The sequence below is a fragment of the Streptomyces sp. NPDC003016 genome (assembly GCF_053591455.1).
The window spans coordinates 172,663-191,316 of sequence record NZ_JBSFTV010000003.1; the positions used below are offsets into that span (position 1 = coordinate 172,663).

Here is an 18,654-nt window from a genome sequence, read left to right on the forward strand (position 1 = left end):
CCCCATTGTCACAGCTCCGGTCACATCGCCTGGAGGACGAGCAGCGCCAGGTCGTCGTCGGGTGGCGTCGGCGAGAAGTCGTGCACCTCGCGCATGATCCTTTCTGCGACCCCCTGCGCGTTCAGCCCCACGCACCGCCCCAGCGCCGCCGCCAGTCCGTCCGCGTCGTCGAACATGCGCCGCCCGGAGCGCCGCTCGGTCACTCCGTCCGTGACGCAGAGCAGGGTGTCGCCCGCTTCCAGGACGAAGGTCTCGCTCTCGTACGTGACGCCGTCGACGACCCCGAGCAGCATCTGGGAGGCGGCGGCGGGCCGTACGCTCCCGTCGGGCCGCAGGAGGAGCGGCAGCGGGTGTCCCGCGCAGGCGAGCGTGCAGCGCGCCCCGCCGCCGTCCTCGGCCGCGAACGGCACCAGCTCGCCGTACAGGAGCGAGAGGAAGCGCGGCTGCGGCGCTTCCCACAGCCCGGCCGCCGCCCCGGCACCGACCGCTCCCGCGATCCCGGCCCCGGCTGCCACGGGAGCCCCGGCGGCGGCCGCTGCCGCCGCCAGTCTGGCGGTGGCCTCCGCCGTCTCGACCGCGTCGTCGAGCAGCAGCCCGTTGAGCCGGCCGAGGACCTCGCCGACCGCCCGGCCCTCGCGTGCGAGCAGCCGCAGCCAGGGCCTGACGAGGCCGGTGACGACCGCCGCCTCGGGCCCGTTGCCCTGGACGTCTCCGAGCGAGAAGGACCAGCTGCCGCTCGCGCCGGGGAAGACGTCGTAGAAGTCGCCGCCCGCGACGCCCTGTCCGCGCGGCTCGTACACGAGGGCCTTCGTGACACCCGGGATGTCGGCCATCTGCCCCGGCAGCAGGGCCCGTTGCAGGACGCGGCTGATGGTGGCCTGCCGGGTGTACTGGCGGGCGGCGGCGACGGCGAGGGCGACCCGGCGTACGAAGTCCTCGATGAGGCCGGTCACCTCGTCCGGCATCCGGGCCACCCCCGCCCGCCCCAGCACCAGCGTCCCGAGCCCGCGTCCGCCCGCGATCAGCCGGTACGCGACCGCGGCACCGTCGCCGCCGTCGCCGCCGTCCAGGGCGGGCCACGGCACGGGCACCGGTCCGCCGCGCGCGGAGCCGGGCGCCTGGGGCGGCTCCTTCTCGACGCGCCTGCGCAGTTCCTCGATGCTGCACTCGCGCTGATGCCAGACGCGGGCGAGCCGCGGCGCGGCGCCCTCCTCCTCCAGCCACACCGCGCACCAGTCCGCGAGCCTCGGCACGAGGAGCTGCGCGGCGAGCGCCGCGATCATGTCCTCGTCGAACTGGCCCGTCAGCAGGTCGGACGCCTCGGCGAGGAAGGAGAGCGCGCCCCGGTTGATCCAGTCGCTGTCGTACTCGCGCGCCGTCCGCCCCGGTACGGGCGCCAGGATCTCGGCGGCGCGCAGCCCGCGCTGCAGCGCCTGGTCGGCGCCGTCCGCCGGACCGGACGGCAGGGCCGGGTGCACGCCCTCGACGGCGAGCCGGGCCCAGACGGTCTTGAGGCCGGTGCGGTAGGTGACGCCCCAGCACACGGAGAGGGCGGCGACGAGGTGCAGGCCGCGCCCGAACTCCTGGCCACCCGGCCCGGACGGTCCGGGCCGGGCCGCGGGGTCGTTGTGCACGACGCGGGCGGGGTGGTGGTCGGAGACCTCGACGACCAGCGCGGCGGGATCGTCGTCCGTCGCCTCCTCCAGGTGGCACACCAGCTCGACGTTGGTGCCCGCGTGGACGACCGCGTTGGTCACCAGTTCGTTGACGAGGACCACCGCGTCGTCGGCGACCCGGTCGGTGAAGCCGTCGGCGGCCGGCAGCCCGAGTCCGGTCCACTCGGCGAGCGCGGCCCGGACGAACCGCCGGGCGGCGGCCGGCGCGAGCGGGTTCCCGGGCAGGCTCGTCCAGGCGACCGAGCGCGCGTCGGGCAGGCTGCCCGGAAGGTGCGTCGAGCGGTAGGTGGTCTCCCGCTGTCTCGGAATGGACCCCACAGTGCGGCTCCCCGTCGGTTCTGTGATGACGCCCCCGGCGCCATGGAACAGAGTGACAGACCGATGCCGCCCATAAGCGCGGAGTCACCGAAGTGGCCGTACGAAAGGGCGCGCGGGCGGTGCCGTGACCGGCTCCGCCCGCGCGCCCCGCTGCCGTACCGCTGTCGGCTATGCCTCGCGCGACCCCGCGTACATCTCTTCGATCAGGTCCTTGTACTCGCGCTCCACGACCGGCCTCTTGAGCTTGAGACTCGGCGTCAGCTCGCCGTGCTCGATGTCCAGGTCGCGCGGCAGCAGACGGAACTTCTTGATCGTCTGCCAGCGCTGCAGCCCGTCGTTGAGCCGCTTCACATAGCCCTCGATCAGTTCCTCGGTCTTCCGGGAGGCGACGACTTCGGCGTACGACTTGCCCTCCATGCCGTTCTCCCCGGCCCAGCCGAGGATCGTCGGCTCGTCGAGCGCGATCAGCGCGGTGCAGAAGTTCCGGTCCGCGCCGTGCACCAGGATGTTGGAGACGAACGGGCACACCGCCTTGAACCGGCCCTCGACCTCGGCCGGCGCGATGTACTTGCCGCCCGACGTCTTGATCAGGTCCTTCTTGCGGTCCGTGATGCGCAGGTAGCCGTCCACCGAGAGCTCGCCGATGTCGCCGGTGTGGAACCAGCCGTCCGACTCCAGCACCTCGGCGGTCTTCTCCGGCAGCCCGTGGTAGCCCTGCATGATGCCGGGGCCGCGCAGCAGGATCTCGCCGTCGTCCGCGATGCGCACCTCGGTGCCGGGGAGCGGCTTGCCGACGGTGCCGGTGCGGTACGCCTCGCCCGGGTTCACGAAGGAGGCGGCGCTGGACTCGGTGAGCCCGTAGCCCTCCAGGATGTGGATCCCGGCGCCGGAGAAGAAGAAGCCGATGTCGGGCGCGAGCGCCGCCGAGCCCGAGACGCAGGCCCGCAGCCGGCCGCCGAAGGCCTCGCGGATCTTGGAGTAGACGAGCGCGTCGGCGACCTTGTGCTTGGCGGACAGGGCGAAGGGCGCGGAGGCCGTTCCCGTGCGCCGGAAGTTGTCCTGGGTGACCTTGGCGTACTCGCGGGCGACCTCCGCCGCCCACTGGAAGATCTTGTACTTCGCGCCGCCGCCGGCCCGCGCCTTGGCCGCGACGCCGTTGTAGACCTTCTCGAAGATCCGGGGCACGGCGGCCATGTACGTCGGCTGGACCACCGGCAGATTCTCGATGATCTTGTCGACCCGGCCGTCCACGGCGGTGACGTGCCCGACCGCGATCTGTCCGGAGGTCAGCACCTTGCCGAAGACGTGCGCGAGCGGCAGCCAGAGGTACTGCACGTCCGCCTGGCTGATCAGGCCGGTCGCCGGAATGGCCTTCGCCATGTACGACCAGCAGTCGTGCGGCAGCCGTACGCCCTTGGGCCGGCCCGTGGTGCCCGAGGTGTAGATCAGCGTCGCGAGCTGGTCGGCGGTGATGGCCTCGACCCGCTCGGTGACGGCCTGCGGGTGCTTCTCCAGGTGGGCCACCCCGCGCGCCTCCAGGTCGGCCAGCGTGAGCACCCATCCCTCGGGATCGTCCTCGGCCGGCTCGACGTCCTTGGCGTCGACGACGACGACGTGGGCGAGGTTCGGCAGGTCGGCCCGGCGTTCCCGCGCCTTGGCGAGCTGCGACGCGTCCTCCGCGATGAGCACCCGGCTCTCGGAGTCGGCCAGGATGTAGGCGGACTCCTCGGCGTTGGTGGACGGGTAGACCGTGGTCGTCGCGGCGCCGGCGCACATCACGCCGAGGTCGGCGAGGATCCACTCGACCCGGGTGTTGGAGGCGAGCGCGACCCGTTCCTCCGGCTGCACGCCGAGGTCGATCAGACCTGCGGCGACGGCGTACACGCGCCCGGCCGCCTGTCCCCAGCTCAGCGACTTCCAGGAGTCGGCCCCCTGCCCCGGCGCGGCCGGTACGGGGTAGCGGTAGGCCTCGGCATCGGGCGTGGCTGTTACGCGCTCAACGAAGAGGGCCGCCACCGACGGCGGCCGGTTCTCGATCAAGGTCTGTGTGTCGCTCACGACGTCCTCCGGGCCTGCGGCATGCTGCACGACTGGCTGGTGTTTAACTGGCGAGTAACCTTCGAGTGGTGATCAGAGTAAAGCGCACGGGCCCGGGGCGTAAGAGGATGCGGCGCGCGGCTTCATAACGGAACGGACCGGCCGCGCCGCCGCCGTCCACCACGCGCGAAAGCGCCCCTCCGGGGTGCGGAGGGGCGCTTTCGCGTACTGCCGGCGTGCTGGCCGCCGCTGGTGCCGCGGCTGCCGCTACTTCTTCTTGCCGCCGGAGTCGTCGCTGGACAGCACCGCGATGAAGGCCTCCTGCGGGACCTCCACGCTGCCGACCATCTTCATCCGCTTCTTGCCTTCCTTCTGCTTCTCCAGCAGCTTGCGCTTACGGGAGATGTCACCGCCGTAGCACTTGGCGAGGACGTCCTTGCGGATGGCGCGGATGGTCTCGCGGGCGATCACCCGGGAGCCGATGGCGGCCTGGATGGGGATCTCGAAGGCCTGGCGCGGGATGAGCTCGCGCAGCTTGGCGACGAGCCGCACCCCGTACGCGTACGCCGCGTCCTTGTGCGTGACGGCGGAGAAGGCGTCGACCCGGTCGCCGTGCAGCAGGATGTCGACCTTGACGAGGGACGCGGCCTGCTCGCCGGTGGGCTCGTAGTCCAGGGAGGCGTAACCGCGCGTCTTGGACTTCAGCTGGTCGAAGAAGTCGAAGACGATCTCCGCGAGCGGCAGGGTGTAACGGATCTCGACGCGGTCCTCGGAGAGGTAGTCCATGCCGAGCAGCGTGCCGCGGCGGGTCTGGCACAGCTCCATGATGGCGCCGATGAACTCGCTGGGGGCGAGGATCGTGGCCCGTACGACCGGCTCGTACACGTCCGAGATCTTGCCCTCGGGGAACTCGCTCGGGTTGGTGACCGTGTGCTCGCTGCGGTCCTCCATCACGACGCGGTAGACCACGTTGGGCGCGGTGGCGATCAGGTCGAGCCCGAACTCGCGCTCCAGGCGCTCGCGGATCACGTCGAGGTGCAGGAGGCCGAGGAAGCCGACGCGGAAGCCGAAGCCGAGCGCCGCGGAGGTCTCCGGCTCGTACACCAGGGCGGCGTCGTTGAGCTGGAGCTTGTCGAGCGCCTCGCGCAGGTCGGGGTATTCGGAGCCGTCCAGCGGATACAGGCCCGAGAAGACCATCGGCTTCGGGTCCTTGTAGCCGCCGAGGGCCTCGGTGGCGCCCTTGTGCAGGGAGGTGATCGTGTCACCGACCTTGGACTGACGGACGTCCTTCACACCGGTGATGATGTAGCCGACCTCGCCGACGCCGATGCCGTCGGACGGCGTCATCTCGGGAGAGGAGACACCGATCTCCAGCAGCTCGTGGGTCGCGTTGGTGGACATCATCCGGATGCGCTCGCGCTTGTTGAGCCCGCCGTCGATGACACGTACGTAGGTGACGACGCCGCGGTACGAGTCGTACACCGAGTCGAAGATCATCGCGCGGGCGGGCGCGTCCGCGTCGCCGACCGGGGCCGGGATGTCGCGGACGACGCGGTCCAGCAGCGCGTCCACGCCGAGGCCGGTCTTCGCGGAGACCTTCAGCACGTCCTCGGGCTGGCAGCCGATGAGGTTCGCCAGCTCCTCGGAGAACTTCTCCGGCTGGGCGGCCGGCAGGTCGATCTTGTTGAGCACCGGGACGATGGTGAGGTTGTTCTCCATCGCCAGGTAGAGGTTGGCGAGGGTCTGCGCCTCGATGCCCTGGGCGGCGTCGACGAGGAGCACCGTGCCCTCGCACGCGGCGAGCGAGCGCGAGACCTCGTACGTGAAGTCCACGTGGCCCGGGGTGTCGATCATGTTCAGGATGTGGGTCGTGCCCACGTCCGGACCCTCGTTGGGCGCCCAGGGCAGCCGGACCGCCTGGGACTTGATCGTGATGCCGCGCTCGCGCTCGATGTCCATCCGGTCGAGATACTGAGCACGCATCTGCCGCTGGTCGACCACACCGGTCAGCTGGAGCATCCGGTCGGCGAGCGTGGACTTGCCGTGGTCGATGTGCGCGATGATGCAGAAGTTGCGGATCAGCGCCGGGTCGGTACGGCTCGGCTCGGGCACGTGGGTAGGAGTCGCGGGCACGCAGGGTCTCGTCTCGGGGCGATGTTGGATCGATACGTAGCTTCCATGGTCCCACGGACGGCGGGCGGGGCTCGGTTTGGGCCGCCCGGCGGGCCGCTGGTACGCTGAGCAGCTGTGTCTCACAAGCCTCGGAGTAGCTCTCCGGTCGGCGGGGCACTCATCGAAGATCCAACGAACCTGTAGAGGCTCTTTCGTGGCGAACATCAAGTCCCAGATCAAGCGGAACAAGACGAACGAGAAGGCGCGCCTGCGCAACAAGGCCGTCAAGTCTGCGCTCAAGACGTCGATCCGCAAGGCCCGCGAGGCTGTCACCGCCGGTGACCTCGAGAAGGCCACCGTGGCCGTCCGCGAGGCTTCCCGCAAGCTCGACAAGGCAGTCTCCAAGGGAGTCATCCACAAGAACGCCGCCGCCAACAAGAAGTCGGCGCTGGCGCACAAGGTTGCCTCCCTGCAGGGCTGAGCATTCGCTTGTACGACCCTTGTATGACCCGCACGACCGCCGGTAGGGACTCAGCGGGCCCTCTCTTCCGCTCCTGATCCGGCAACCTCGCGCCGCACGCGGCCTGCGTTCGCCACGCGGGTGCGGCGCATCAAAGCTTTGACAGGCTTCAGGGCTTCTCGCGTCGGCCCCGGCCGCCCGTCCTTCCCAGGACGGGCGGCCGGGGCCTTCGTGCTGCTGTTCACGCCTTACGCCGCTGCTGTTCACGCCTTACGCCGCTGCTGTCACGCCGCTTACGCCGCTGCTGTCGCGCCGCTACCTGTGGCGGGCGGCGCGGGCGACGGTGACGACCGCCTTCTCCAGCGCGTACTCCGGATCGTCGCCGCCGCCCTTGACGCCGGCGTCGGCCTCGGCGACGGCCCGCAGCGCGAGGGCCACGCCGTCCGGCGTCCAGCCGCGCATCTGCTGCCGTACCCGGTCGATCTTCCACGGCGGCATGCCCAGCTCGCGGGCGAGGTCGGCGGGGCGGCCGCCGCGGGCGGAGGACAGCTTGCCGATGGCCCGTACGCCCTGGGCGAGGGCGCTGGTGATCAGGACGGGGGCGACTCCGGTGGACAGCGACCAGCGCAGAGCCTCCAGGGCCTCGGCCGCCCGGCCCTCCACGGCGCGGTCGGCGACCGTGAAGCTGGAGGCCTCGGCGCGGCCCGTGTAGTACCGCCCGACCACGGCCTCGTCGATGGTCCCCTCGACGTCCGCGCACAGCTGGGCGACGGCACTGGCCAGCTCGCGCAGGTCGCTGCCGATGGAGTCGACCAGGGCCTGGCCCGCCTCGGGGGTCGCGGAGCGGCCCAGCGCGCGGAATTCGGACCGTACGAACGACAGGCGCTCGGCGGCCTTGGTGGTCTTGGGGCAGGCGACCTCGCGGGCCCCTGCCTTGCGGGCGGCCTCGAGCAGCCCCTTGCCCTTGGCTCCGCCCGCGTGGAGCAGTACGAGCGTGATCTCCTCGGCGGGGGCTTCGAGGTAGGACTTCACGTCCTTGACCGTGTCGGCGGAGAGGTCCTGCGCGCCGCGCACGACGACGACCTTGCGCTCGGCGAAGAGCGAGGGGCTCGTCAGCTCGGCGAGGGTGCCGGGCTGGAGCTGGTCGGGCGTGAGGTCGCGTACGTCGGTGTCGGCGTCGGCGGCGCGGGCGGCCGCCACCACCTGCTGCACGGCGCGGTCGAGCAGCAGGTCCTCCTGCCCCACGGCGAGGGTGACGGGGGCGAGCGGGTCGTCGGTCGAATTCTTCCTGGTGGCCATCGTGGTCCAGCATCCCATGCCCCACTGACAGCCCTGCCCGTGTTGGAGAATGGGCAGGTGAGCGATGTGAGACACGTACTGGTGCTGCCCGACCGCGATGCCGCGGAGGAGGTGGCCGTGGAGGTCTGCGAGCGCTTCGGAGCCGTTGAGGAACCGCAGCTCGTACGGGACGCGCTGGCCGGCGAGGACGATGCCGAGGACGCGCAGTGGCTGGTCGTGGTGGAGGACCCGAACGGCAGGCTCGACACCGGGGGGCTGCACGCGCTGGCCGGCGAGTACGAAGGATGGCTGGAGCGCCCCTAGCCCTGCTTTCCGCTCCCCGCTCCCCGCTCTTCCCTCCCGGACTCCTTGGCGCGGTCGCCGTCAGACGCCCGGGGCGCTGTCGCTCGTTCCGCTCGGCCGGGGGACGCGGTCGAGGGTGATGCCGAAGTGGTCGCGGTAGGCGGCGAGGGCCTCGGCCTCGGTGGCGAGGGGCAGTTCGGTGCGCTCGCCGTCCACGGTCGTCACGAGCCGGTCGCCGTCTCTGCCGCCGCTGATGGTGATCCGGCCCCGGCCGTCGGCGGTGAGGCGGGAGCAGACGAGGGAGCGCGCGAAGGGGGATGCGGGCGAGGTGCGGTGCCACCAGGCGCCGGCCTCGAAGTCGGCCAGGACGCGCGGGCGCCGGTCGAGGCGGTACTGCGGCTTGCCGTCCCGCAGTACGTCGAGGTCGCCTTCGGGCGCCTCGGTGATCCGGAACGTACCGCCGGGGTCCCGCTGGTCACCGCGTCCGTCGAGTGCCAGGGGGTGGTGGCTGTGGTCGCCGAAGCCGACGTCGGCGAGCCAGGGCCCGGTGGCGTCGTCGGTCTCGACGCGCAGGGCGAGATGGTCGTACGGGATGCCGAGGACACCGTCGGCGCCGAAGACGCGGGCCTGGAGCAGGGTCACGCGGAAGCCGAGGGCGCGCAGCAGCTCGGCGAAGGCACCGTTCAGCTCGTAACAGAAACCGCCGCGGCGGGCCGTCACGACCTTGGCGAGCAGCGGCTCGGCCCGGAGCACGATGTCCTCGCGGAGGTGGACGGACAGGTTCTCGAAAGGGACGGTCCGCAGGTGCCGGACGTGAAGGTCGCGCAGGGCCCCGGCGTCGGGGCGCGCGGGGCGGGCGGCTCCGATACGGCGGAGGTAGGCGTCGGTGTCCGGGGGGTTCGTGTCCGTGCCCGTGCCCGTGTCCGTGTCCGTGTCCGTGTCCGTGACAGGCGTGGTGTGCATGGTTGAAGTCTCGCCCGGGGCGTTCCCGTACGTCATGGGCCACTGGTCCTAGGTCCGTCGGCCGAGGCGGGCGGGAGCGGGCCGTCGATAGCGTACGGAGATGACGATCACGGAACCGGCGCGCCGCCGGGAGCAGCGCAAGCAGGACGTACTGGACCGGCTGTCGCAGGACGACGATATGTGGGTGGCCACGGCGTCGGCCGGCGGTGAGCCCTGCCTCGTCCCGCTGTCCTTCGTCTGGGATCGCGGCACGCTGCTGATGTGCACCCGTCGGACGAACCCCACGGCGCGCAACCTGACCCCCGCCGGGGAGGTACGGGTCACCCTCGGGCACACCAGGGACGTGGTCCACATCGAGGGCGCTGCCGAACCGGTGGAGGGGACGGAGCTGGCGCCGGAGTCGGCCGACGCCTTCGCCGCGAAGCTGAACGGCTGGGACCCGCGCAACCGCAAGCCCTGGGTCTACTTCCGCATCACACCACGTACCGTGAAGGCATGGCGCGAGGAGAACGAGCTGGCCGAGCGCGAACTGATGCGTGAGGGCCGCTGGCTCGTCTGACGCGTGCCCTATACGGCGTCCGGGCCTGTCGGCACCGCACGCAGGCCGGGGCCCGAGCCGGTCACCGCGATCGACCCGTCGGTGTCGGTGCGCAGCACCGCGGCACCGCCGGTGCGGAGCGCGGTGAGCGTACGGGGCGAAGGGTGGCCGTACGGGTTGTCGCGACCGCAGGACACCAGGGCGAGCCGGGGGCGGACACGGGCGAGCAGGGCGGGGTCCTGGTAGGCCGAGCCGTGGTGGGCGACTTTCAGGACGTCCACCGGCGGGAGCGTCGGATGGGCCCTCAGCAGACCTTGCTGGGCAGGGGGTTCGAGGTCGCCCAGGAGGAGCAGGGTGAGGTCGCCGGAGCGGGCGAGAAGCGTGACGCTGGCGTCGTTCGGCTCTTCGGGGGCAAGGGCGGCCGGGAAGGGCTGCGGCCACAGCGTCCGCCAGGACAGCGGTCCGACCCGGCGCCGCTCTCCCGGGCCGGTGAGGAGGAGCGGCACCCCTGCGGCGGCGGCCGTCCTGCGGACGAACGCGCTCTGTTCCCGGGGCTCCTGGAGCGACGTCGTCCGGATCTCGCCCACCGACCGGCCGCGCAGCACGCCCGGCAGCCCCGCCACGTGGTCCGCGTGGAAGTGGGTGAGCAGGACGAGCGGGACGCGGGTGACACCGAGGGCGCGCAGGCAGCGGTCGACGCGCCGCGGGTCCGGTCCCGCGTCCACGACCACGGCCGTCCCTTCGCCCGCCGCCAGGACGGAGGCGTCTCCCTGTCCGATGTCGCACATCGCGAACTTCCAGCCCGGCGGCGGCCAGCCGGTGACGATTCTGGTGAGTGGCGCGGGCCGCAGGATCGCGAGCACCAGGAGCAGCGCGAGGCCCGCGCTCAGCCACGGGTGGCGCAGGACCCTGCGGGCGGCGAACACGACGACGGCGGTCACGACCGCCAGCAGCAGCCCGCCGCGCCAGCCGTCCGGCCAGTCGGCCTCCGCGCCCGGAAGCGCGGCCCCGGTGCGGGCGACGGAGGCGATCCACCCGGCCGGCCACGCGGCGCAGCGGGCCAGCAGCTCGGCCGCGGGCATCGCCACCGGAGCCACCGCCAGGGCCGCGAAGCCGAGCACCGTCGCAGGGGCCACCGCGAACTCGGCGAGCAGGTTGCAGGGGATCGCCACCAGGCTCACCCTGGCCGCCATCATCGCGACGACGGGTGCGCACACCGCCTGGGCCGCCGCGGCCGCGGCCAGCACCTCCGCGAGCCTGGGGGGCACGCCGCGCCGTTGCAACGCGGCGCTCCAGCGCGGGCCGATGGTGAGGAGCGCGCCCGTGGCCAGTACGGAGAGCAGGAATCCGTAACTGCGGGCCAGCCACGGGTCATACAGGACGAGCAGCAGGACGGCGGCTGCGAGAGCGGGGATCAGCTGCCTGCGGCGCCCCGTGCCGATGGCGAGCAGTGTGATGAGCCCGCAGGCCGCGGCCCGCAGCACGCTCGGCTCGGGCCTGCACACCACGACGAAGGCGAGCGTGAGCGCCCCGCCGAGCAGCGCGGTCGTCCGCAGGGAGATGCCGAGGCGCGGGGCGAGCCCTCCCCGTTCGGCGCGCAGGGCCTTGCCGGGCGGGCCGATCAGCAGGATCAGAACGATCGTGAGGTTGCTTCCGGACACGGCGAGGAGGTGCGTGAGGTCGGTGGCCTCGAAGGCCCCGTGCAGCTCGGGCCCCACCCTGGAGGTGTCGCCGACGACCAGCCCCGGCAGGAGCGCCCGCGCGTCCGGGGCGAGCCCTTCGGTCGCCTCGCGCAACCCGGCCCTGAGTCCACCGGCGGTGCGCTGCACGGCAGTCGGCGGGCGTACGGTCTGCGGTGACCTGCCGTCCGGCACGCGCAGCACCGCGGCGATGCGGTCACCGCCGCCCGTCGGGGGCGCGAGCCGCGCCGTGAGCCGCAGCCCGGTGGACGGCAGCAGCCGTTGCCACCGGGACGCCGGGTCCCGGGCCGGTGCGACCACCAGGACCGGCGTACGCACGGAGGCCGTCGCCCGGCCCGGGCCGGCGGCGCGGGTGACGGGGGTGACGCGGGTGATGTCGGCGTTGAGTACGACCGACCTCGGCAGCGTGTGGTCGCCGTGCACCCGGGGCCGGGTCGTGCGCGCGTCCGAGGTGACCGTCAGCTCCACCGTGACCTGCGCGTACTGGCGTGCCAGGGCCGGCACGGGGCCACGGTGGAGGTCGGCCGCGTGCAGCCCGCCCGAGGCGGCGCCTGCTGCCGCGCACAGCAGCACGGCGGCGACGGCCGTGATGCTCAGCCCGCGCCGTGCCCCGGCGCCGCGCTCCTCCCGCGACGCCCGGACCACCAGCAGCCCGGCCGCCACGACCACGCCCCCCACCGCGAACCCGGCCGCCCAGCGTCCCGAGGCCCCCACGGCCACGGCGGCCGCCACCCATGCGGCCAGCGCGGGCGGTACCAGCCGCAGATCCGCGGGCCCCTCCTGCCAGGGGTCGGACGCGCCCAGCCGGTGCCCGGACGCGGCGTGAACCGCCGGGCGTGTCACGGCCGTACGAGCGGCCGGAGGTCCGCGAACCGGCGGTCGCCGATCCCCTTCACCTCGCGAAGCTCGTCGACGGAGCGGAATCCGCCGTGCTCGGTCCGGTAGTCGATGATGTGCTGTGCCAGCACCGGTCCCACTCCGGGCAGCGTCTCCAACTGCTCGGCGGTGGCGGAGCCGAGGCCGATCGGAGCCGCTGTCCGGCCGGACGCCGAAGCACCGCCGCCGACCACCGGCCCGGCGGCCCCGGCCGGCCCGGGGACTCCCACCACCACCTGCTCGCCGTCCATGAGCAGGCGTGCACGGTTGAGTCCTACGGTGTCCGCGCCCGCCTTGACGCCACCCGCGGCCCGCAGCGCGTCGGCGACCCGCGATCCGGCCGGCAGCCGGTGGATGCCCGGCTGCCGTACTTTGCCGCTGACGTCGATGACAATGCGCCCCTCGCCGGGCACCGGCCCCGGCCCGTCGGCGGCCACCGTCGGGGGCGGCCCCGGTGACGGTTCCGGCCGCGCCGCGGCCGGTCCCTCACCCACCACCTCGGGGGGCTGCACGGGCTGTGGCCGCCCGGTCCAGAAATGCTGGGCGGCGAAGACGGCGGCCACGACAAGAACAACGGCCAGCGCGGCCAGCGTCCTGGGTTCGAGCCCGCACCGCGACTGCACCCAGACGGGCAGCCGCTCCCGCACGGCCGACCGGACCCGCCCCACCCTCATGCCCACGCCACCGGTGGCTTCGCCGTCCGGTGCCGGAGCATCCGTGCTCGCTCCGGTGGCGGGCGCGGACGGGCGCGTGGATGCGGACAGGTGGGTGGGCGCGGACAGGTGGGTGGGCGCGGACAAGTTCCGGGACGGTCGCGGGGCCGGAACATCCGTCGCCGCCGGGCCGCCGGTCTGCTGGACCAGCGGTTCCCGCCCGGGCGGTCCAAGGCCGCGGCCCCCTGGCCGCACCGGTCGCGGTGCGGGCGCCAGGAGCGCCTCCGCGCGACGGCGCAGCGCCGTGGACCGGACGGATTCAGGGACCCGGCGGCGCAGGCGGCGCCCACCGCGGCCGTGCCCGTGGCACGCCCGGATGCCGGACGACCGGGCGTCGGACGACCGGGGATCGGACGACCGGGGATCGGAGGCCGGAGCGCGGCCTGGTCCACTGGTTGCGGAGTGTGATCGGAGAGCCATGCCACGAGACGGTAGGCACATCCGCCCGACGCCGCCGATCATGGCCGATTCCCGTGGAGAACTCGCCGGTTGTGGATATCCCGGTCACCCGGCGGGGCCGCAGCCCGCGGAACCACAGCTCCGCCTCACGGGGCCACGGCTTCCCGGGGCCCAGAGGAAATGAGGGAACGTCAGTGGGGCGAGACCACGACCCCCAGCAGCCCGGGCCCCGTATGCGCGCCGATCACCGCGCCCACCTCGCTGACATGCAGCTCCGCCAGCCCGGGGAGCCGTTCGCGCAGCCGCCCCGCCAGCCGTTCGGCCCGCTCGGGGGCCGCCAGGTGGTGCACCGCGATGTCCACACTGCGCGCCTGCGCCCGTTCGGCCACGATCTCCTCCAGCCGGGCGATCGCCTTGGACGCCGTACGCACCTTCTCCAGCATCTCGATACGGCCGCCGTCCAGCTCCAGCAGCGGCTTCACGGCGAGCGCCGACCCCAGCAGCGCCTGCGCCGCGCCGATGCGGCCGCCGCGGCGCAGATAGTCCAGCGTGTCCACGTAGAAGTACGCCGACGTGCCCGCCGCACGCTTCTCCGCCGCGGCCACCGCCTCGTCCACCGTGCCACCGGCGTCGGCGGCCTCCGCCGCCGACAGCGCGCAGAAGCCCAGGGCCATCGCGACCATCCCGGTGTCCACCACCCGCACCGGCACCGGAGCATCCCGCGCGGCGAGCACGGCCGCGTCGTACGTACCGGAGAACTCGGAGGACAGGTGCAGCGACACGATCCCGGTCGCGCCGGCCTCCGCAGCCGCGCGGTAGGCCGCGGCGAAGACCTCGGGGCTCGGCCTCGACGTCGTCACGGACCGGCGTTTCTGGAGCGCCAGGGCCAGGGAGCGGGCCGAGATCTCGGTGCCCTCCTCAAAGGCCCGGTCGCCGATGACGACGGTCAGCGGCACCGCGGTGATGCCGTGCCGCTCCATCGTCTGCTGCGGCAGGTAGGCCGTTGAATCGGTGACGATCGCGACATGGCGGGACATGAGCGGGAGGTTACCCCGGCGGGGGCGCCCGGTGGCAGTCCGGCCCCGCCAATGATCCGTTCCGGTCCGTTCACGTCCGTTCCGGACCGTGGAACCGTCTCAGACGGTGCCCTCGGGGCGGGCTTCCTTCTGCCACGGGTAGGTGGTCTGCCACCGAGGGTCACGCGCCGTGATCGCCTCCGGTCCGGCAGCGGCCCGGCCCGCCGCGCCGGCCCCGTCGGCCGCCCGAGCGGCCCCGTCCGCCGCCGGGGACGTACCCGCGTCCGCCGCCGGGGACGCGTCCGCGCCCGGGGACGTGGCCCAGTGCCGCAGCGCCCCCGACTCCACCTCGATCTGCGCGCTCAGCGACGCGAGATCGTCGTCCGCGAACCGCTGTGCCCGGTCCCGCGCCGCCCACCGCAGCGAGTCCGCCGCGTGCGTCACCCGTTCCGTACGCTCACGCAGGTCCGGCAGCCGCTCCGCCACCCGCGCCTTGTCCGGCTCGCGCTCCAGCCGCCTCAGGTCGTCGTCCAGTTCGTGCCCGTGCGCGCTCAGCCGTTCGAACAGGCCGATCGACTCCGACAGCGAGGCGTCCTGGGCGGCGCCCGCCCGCAGCGCCTCCTGGGTGGCCCTCATCGACGTACGCAGAGAGAGCCTCAGCTGGGCCAGCTCCCCGGCGACGCCCATCTGCCCGAAGCTCTTCGCCCGCAGGGTGGTGTCCTCGACGCTGCGCCGCGCCTGCGTGATCGTGCGGTCCACGCCGCGCTTGGCCGCACCGACCGCCTTCACACCCACGTACACCCCCGTCGCCACGAACGCCACAAAGAGCAACACCAGGATCATGATGGCGGTGCCGGTTTCCATGAGCGCCCCTCCGTTGTCGGTCCACTCGGCCACTCGGCTTGCGTGGTCTCTCCACCGTAAACGGAACGGGCAGGCCGAGGGTTCCACCGGAACCCCCAACCTGCCCGTAGGGGAAAGCACCTACCGCCGCACTCCGCGTTACGCGGGAACGATGTTGACCAGCTTCGGCGCCCGCACGATCACCTTGCGGATGCCGGCCCCGCCCAGCGCCGCGACCACCGCCGGGTCCGCCAGCGCCAGCTTCTCCAGTTCCTCGTCACCGATCGCCGGCGAGATCTCCAGCCGCGCCTTGACCTTGCCCTTGACCTGCACCACGCACGTCACGGACTCGTCCACGACGTACGCCGGATCGGCGACCGGGAAGTCCTGGTACACCACGGAATCCGTGTGCCCCAGCTTGCGCCACAGCTCTTCCGCGATGTGCGGGGCCAGCGGCGCGATCAGCAGCACCAGCCGCTCGGCGACCGACCGCGACACCGGCCCGCCCGCCTTCGTCAGGTGGTTGTTCAGCTCGGTGACCTTGGCGATGGCGGTGTTGAAGCGCATCCCCGCCATGTCCTTGCCGACGCCGTCGATCGCCTTGTGCAGGGCGCGCAGCGTCTCCTCGTCGGGCTCGGTGTCGACGACCGTGGCCTCGCCCGTCGTCTCGTCGACGACATTGCGCCACAGCCGCTGCAGCAACCGGTACTGGCCGACCACCGCGCGCGTGTCCCACGGCCGCGACACGTCCAGCGGGCCCATCGCCATCTCGTACAGCCGCAGCGTGTCCGCGCCGTACTCGGCGGCGATCTTCTCCGGGGTGACGGCGTTCTTCAGGGACTTGCCCATCTTGCCCAGGACGCGGCTGACCTTCTCGCCCTGGTACCAGAACGCGCCGTCGCGCTCCTCGACCTCGGCCGCCGGCACCGCGATGCCGCGCGAGTCCCGGTAGACGAACGCCTGGATCATGCCCTGGTTGTAGAGCTTGTGGAACGGCTCGGACGAGGAGACGTGCCCCAGGTCGAACAGCACCTTGGACCAGAACCGCGCGTACAGCAGGTGCAGCACGGCGTGCTCGGCGCCGCCGACGTACAGGTCGACACCGCCGTGCGGCTGCCCCTCGCGCGGCCCCATCCAGTACCGCTCGATCTCGGGATCGACCAGCTTCTCGCTGTTGTGCGGGTCCAGGTAGCGCAGCTCGTACCAGCAGGAACCGGCCCAGTTGGGCATGGTGTTGGTCTCGCGCCGGTACTTCTTGGGACCGTCGCCCAGGTCCAGGGTGACGTTCACCCAGTCCTCGTTGCGCGACAGCGGCGTCTCCGGCTCGGTGTCCGCGTCGTCCGGGTCGAAGGTGCGCGGCGAGTAGTCCTCGACCTCCGGCAGCTCCAGCGGCAGCATCGACTCGGGCAGCGGGTGGGCGATGCCGTCCTCGTCGTAGACGATCGGGAAGGGCTCGCCCCAGTAGCGCTGCCGGCTGAACAGCCAGTCGCGCAGCCGGTAGTTGACGGTGCCCTCGCCGATGCCCCGCGCGGCCAGCCACTCGGTGATCCTCGCCTTGGCCTCGACGACGCCCAGCCCGTCCAGCGAGATGTCCTCGCCCGACGAGTTCACGATCTTCGCGTCGTACGAGCCGAAGGCGTCGTCCCACTGGGACGGGTCCGTGCCCCGCCCGTCCGACGGCTCGACGACGCAGCGCATCGGCAGCTCGAAGGCGCGCGCGAACGCGAAGTCGCGGGAGTCGTGCGCCGGTACGGCCATGATCGCGCCGGTGCCGTAGCCCATCAGCACGTAGTCGGCGATGAAGACGGGCACCTGCTCGCCGCTGACCGGGTTGACGGCGTACGCACCGGTGAAGACACCGGTCTTGTCCTTGGCCTCGGCCTGCCGCTCGACGTCGGACTTCGAGGCCGCCTGAGCGCGGTACGCCGCGACGGCCTCGGCCGGGGTGGCGTGGCCACCGGTCCACACGTCGTGCGTGCCCTCGGGCCAGGCGGCCGGAACGATCTTCTCGACCAGGTCGTGCTCGGGCGCCAGCACCATGTAGGTCGCGCCGAACAGCGTGTCCTGACGGGTGGTGAAGACGGTGATCGCGTCCTCGCCGGCCGGGCTGTGACATTCAACGGCGAAATCGACGCGCGCGCCCTCGCTCCGTCCGATCCAGTTGCGCTGCTGCAGCTTGATCGCCTCGGGCCAGTCCAGGCCGTCCAGGTCGTCCAGCAGGCGGTCGGAGTAGGCGGTGATGCGCATGTTCCACTGGCGCAGCTTGGCCTTGAAGACGGGGAAGTTGCCGCGCTCGGAACGGCCGTCGGCCGTGACTTCCTCGTTGGCCAGTACGGTGCCCAGGCCCGGGGCCCAGTTCACGGGCGCCTCGGAGGCGTACGCCAGGCGGTACTCGCCCAGGACGTCGGCGCGCTCGGCGGCGCTCAGCCCACTCCAGGGGCGCGCGTCCGGCGTCGTACGCTCCCCGCTCTCGAACTGCGCCACCAGCTCGGCGATGGGCCGCGCCCGGCCGGCCTCCGTGTCGTACCAGGAGTTGAAGATCTGCAGGAAGATCCACTGGGTCCACTTGTAGTAGTCCGGGTCGATCGTCGCGATGGACCGGCGCTTGTCGTGGCCCAGGCCCAGCCGGCGCAGCTGCTGCTTCATGTTGTCCATGGCCGCCTCGGTCGACACCCGGGGGTGCGTGCCGGTGGCGACCGCGTGCTGCTCGGCGGGCAGGCCGAAGGCGTCGAAGCCCAGCGTGTGCAGGACGTTGTGGCCGGTCATGCGCTGGTGGCGGGCGAAGACGTCGGTCGCGATGTAGCCGAGCGGGTGGCCGACGTGCAGTCCCGCGCCCGAGGGGTACGGGAACATGTCCATGATGAACTTCTTCGGCCTGGCGGCCAGCGCCGCGTCGCCCGCCAGGTCGCCGCTGGGATTCGGCGTCTCGTACGTGCCCTCCGCGTCCCAGAAGTCCTGCCAGCGTGCCTCGATGTCAGCGGCCATCGCGGCCGTGTAGCGGTGCGGTGCTGCCACCTCGGCAGCAGAATTCGTCTCGCTCATGATCCTCAAAGCTCCATCAATCGTCTCTGCCAGCGGCTGCGACATTCAGGCTGTGACATTCACGGACGTGCACGCTGTGACATCCAGGAATGAAAAATCCCCTCGCACAGGAGGGGACGCCGCGCCGATGCCGACCGGATCTTTCATCCGTCGGGGCTGATCAGCGCGGCTCGCCAAGCAGAAGGCGTACGGCACGCATGGCGTCAGGGTACCGCAGGGCCCGGGACGGCCGCATCGAGCATCCGTCCGGCGGACCGAACACCCCTCGCCACCGGGGTTACTCCGCGTATCGACCTTATCCGGGGCAACGTCCGAGCAAGTTTTCCCACAGCCCGCGCGCTAAACCTCCAAACGCCGTACTGCCCAGTATGGGGCGACCT

General features: G+C 72.4%; 13 protein-coding genes. 3 read left to right on the forward strand and 10 right to left on the reverse strand.

The genetic code is table 11. The features are described 5' to 3' along the window. Positions 1–20: 20 nt before the first annotated feature. From ACWDZ4_RS03680 to lepA, 3 genes are all read right to left on the reverse strand, one after another. Positions 21–1,994, reverse strand: a complete 1,974-nt coding sequence (locus tag ACWDZ4_RS03680; RefSeq protein ID WP_451506819.1) for a SpoIIE family protein phosphatase — start codon at positions 1,992–1,994, stop codon at positions 21–23. 168 nt (positions 1,995–2,162) lie between these two features. Beyond that, positions 2,163–4,052, reverse strand: a complete 1,890-nt coding sequence (locus ACWDZ4_RS03685; RefSeq protein WP_451506820.1) for an AMP-dependent synthetase/ligase — start codon at positions 4,050–4,052, stop codon at positions 2,163–2,165. A gap of 246 nt (positions 4,053–4,298) precedes the next feature. Continuing rightward, positions 4,299–6,164 carry a translation elongation factor 4 gene (lepA, locus tag ACWDZ4_RS03690; RefSeq protein WP_451506821.1) on the reverse strand — a complete coding sequence of 622 codons (1,866 nt, stop codon included), beginning with the start codon at positions 6,162–6,164 and terminating at the stop codon, positions 4,299–4,301. Positions 6,165–6,357: 193 nt separating this feature from the next. Here lepA and rpsT point away from each other — a divergent pair, with 193 nt between their 5' ends. Further along, positions 6,358–6,624 (forward strand): 30S ribosomal protein S20, encoded by a 267-nt coding sequence (gene rpsT / locus ACWDZ4_RS03695; protein ID WP_093800898.1) that lies wholly within the window; start codon positions 6,358–6,360, stop codon positions 6,622–6,624. Positions 6,625–6,918: 294 nt separating this feature from the next. Here the strand turns inward: rpsT and holA are convergent, their stop codons facing one another. Beyond that, a complete protein-coding gene (gene holA / locus ACWDZ4_RS03700; RefSeq protein ID WP_451506822.1) occupies positions 6,919–7,902 on the reverse strand; it encodes a DNA polymerase III subunit delta in 984 nt (327 codons plus the stop codon). Positions 7,903–7,959: 57 nt separating this feature from the next. Between holA and ACWDZ4_RS03705 the strand changes: the two genes are divergently transcribed. Then, positions 7,960–8,205: a hypothetical protein gene (locus ACWDZ4_RS03705; RefSeq protein ID WP_451506823.1), complete on the forward strand. Its 246-nt coding sequence runs from the start codon at positions 7,960–7,962 to the stop codon at positions 8,203–8,205. 60 nt (positions 8,206–8,265) lie between these two features. Here ACWDZ4_RS03705 and ACWDZ4_RS03710 read toward each other — a convergent pair whose 3' ends face one another. Beyond that, a complete protein-coding gene (locus ACWDZ4_RS03710) occupies positions 8,266–9,147 on the reverse strand; it encodes an arylamine N-acetyltransferase family protein (RefSeq protein ID WP_451506824.1) in 882 nt (293 codons plus the stop codon). Positions 9,148–9,247: 100 nt separating this feature from the next. Between ACWDZ4_RS03710 and ACWDZ4_RS03715 the strand changes: the two genes are divergently transcribed. Then, positions 9,248–9,706, forward strand: coding sequence for a pyridoxamine 5'-phosphate oxidase family protein (locus tag ACWDZ4_RS03715; RefSeq protein WP_451506825.1), 459 nt, complete (start codon positions 9,248–9,250; stop codon positions 9,704–9,706). An 8-nt stretch (positions 9,707–9,714) separates the two neighbouring features. Here ACWDZ4_RS03715 and ACWDZ4_RS03720 read toward each other — a convergent pair whose 3' ends face one another. The 5 genes from ACWDZ4_RS03720 to leuS form a co-directional block, all read right to left on the reverse strand. Beyond that, the gene (locus ACWDZ4_RS03720) at positions 9,715–12,228 is read right to left on the reverse strand and encodes a ComEC/Rec2 family competence protein (RefSeq protein WP_451506826.1); all 2,514 of its coding nucleotides are present in this window, start codon (positions 12,226–12,228) and stop codon (positions 9,715–9,717) included. Continuing rightward, a complete protein-coding gene (locus ACWDZ4_RS03725) occupies positions 12,225–13,061 on the reverse strand; it encodes a helix-hairpin-helix domain-containing protein (RefSeq protein ID WP_451506827.1) in 837 nt (278 codons plus the stop codon). The genes ACWDZ4_RS03720 and ACWDZ4_RS03725 overlap by 4 nt, the downstream gene beginning before the upstream one ends. Before the next feature lie 503 nt (positions 13,062–13,564). Then, positions 13,565–14,410 carry a DegV family protein gene (locus tag ACWDZ4_RS03730; RefSeq protein WP_451506828.1) on the reverse strand — a complete coding sequence of 282 codons (846 nt, stop codon included), beginning with the start codon at positions 14,408–14,410 and terminating at the stop codon, positions 13,565–13,567. Positions 14,411–14,509: 99 nt separating this feature from the next. Continuing rightward, positions 14,510–15,253, reverse strand: a complete 744-nt coding sequence (locus tag ACWDZ4_RS03735) for a hypothetical protein (RefSeq protein ID WP_451506829.1) — start codon at positions 15,251–15,253, stop codon at positions 14,510–14,512. 138 nt (positions 15,254–15,391) lie between these two features. Beyond that, positions 15,392–18,274 (reverse strand): leucine--tRNA ligase, encoded by a 2,883-nt coding sequence (gene leuS / locus ACWDZ4_RS03740; RefSeq protein ID WP_451506830.1) that lies wholly within the window; start codon positions 18,272–18,274, stop codon positions 15,392–15,394. Positions 18,275–18,654: the final 380 nt, after the last annotated feature.

Bases quoted from the DNA above. Each gene is read 5' to 3' on its own strand.
- holA (WP_451506822.1), bottom strand. From the start codon at position 7,902: ATGGCCACCAGGAAGAATTCGACCGACGACCCGCTCGCCCCCGTCACC.
- ACWDZ4_RS03710 (WP_451506824.1), bottom strand. From the start codon at position 9,147: ATGCACACCACGCCTGTCACGGACACGGACACGGACACGGACACGGGC.
- ACWDZ4_RS03715 (WP_451506825.1), top strand. From the start codon at position 9,248: ATGACGATCACGGAACCGGCGCGCCGCCGGGAGCAGCGCAAGCAGGAC.
- ACWDZ4_RS03730 (WP_451506828.1), bottom strand. From the start codon at position 14,410: ATGTCCCGCCATGTCGCGATCGTCACCGATTCAACGGCCTACCTGCCG.
- ACWDZ4_RS03735 (WP_451506829.1), bottom strand. From the start codon at position 15,253: ATGGAAACCGGCACCGCCATCATGATCCTGGTGTTGCTCTTTGTGGCG.
- leuS (WP_451506830.1), bottom strand. From the start codon at position 18,274: ATGAGCGAGACGAATTCTGCTGCCGAGGTGGCAGCACCGCACCGCTAC.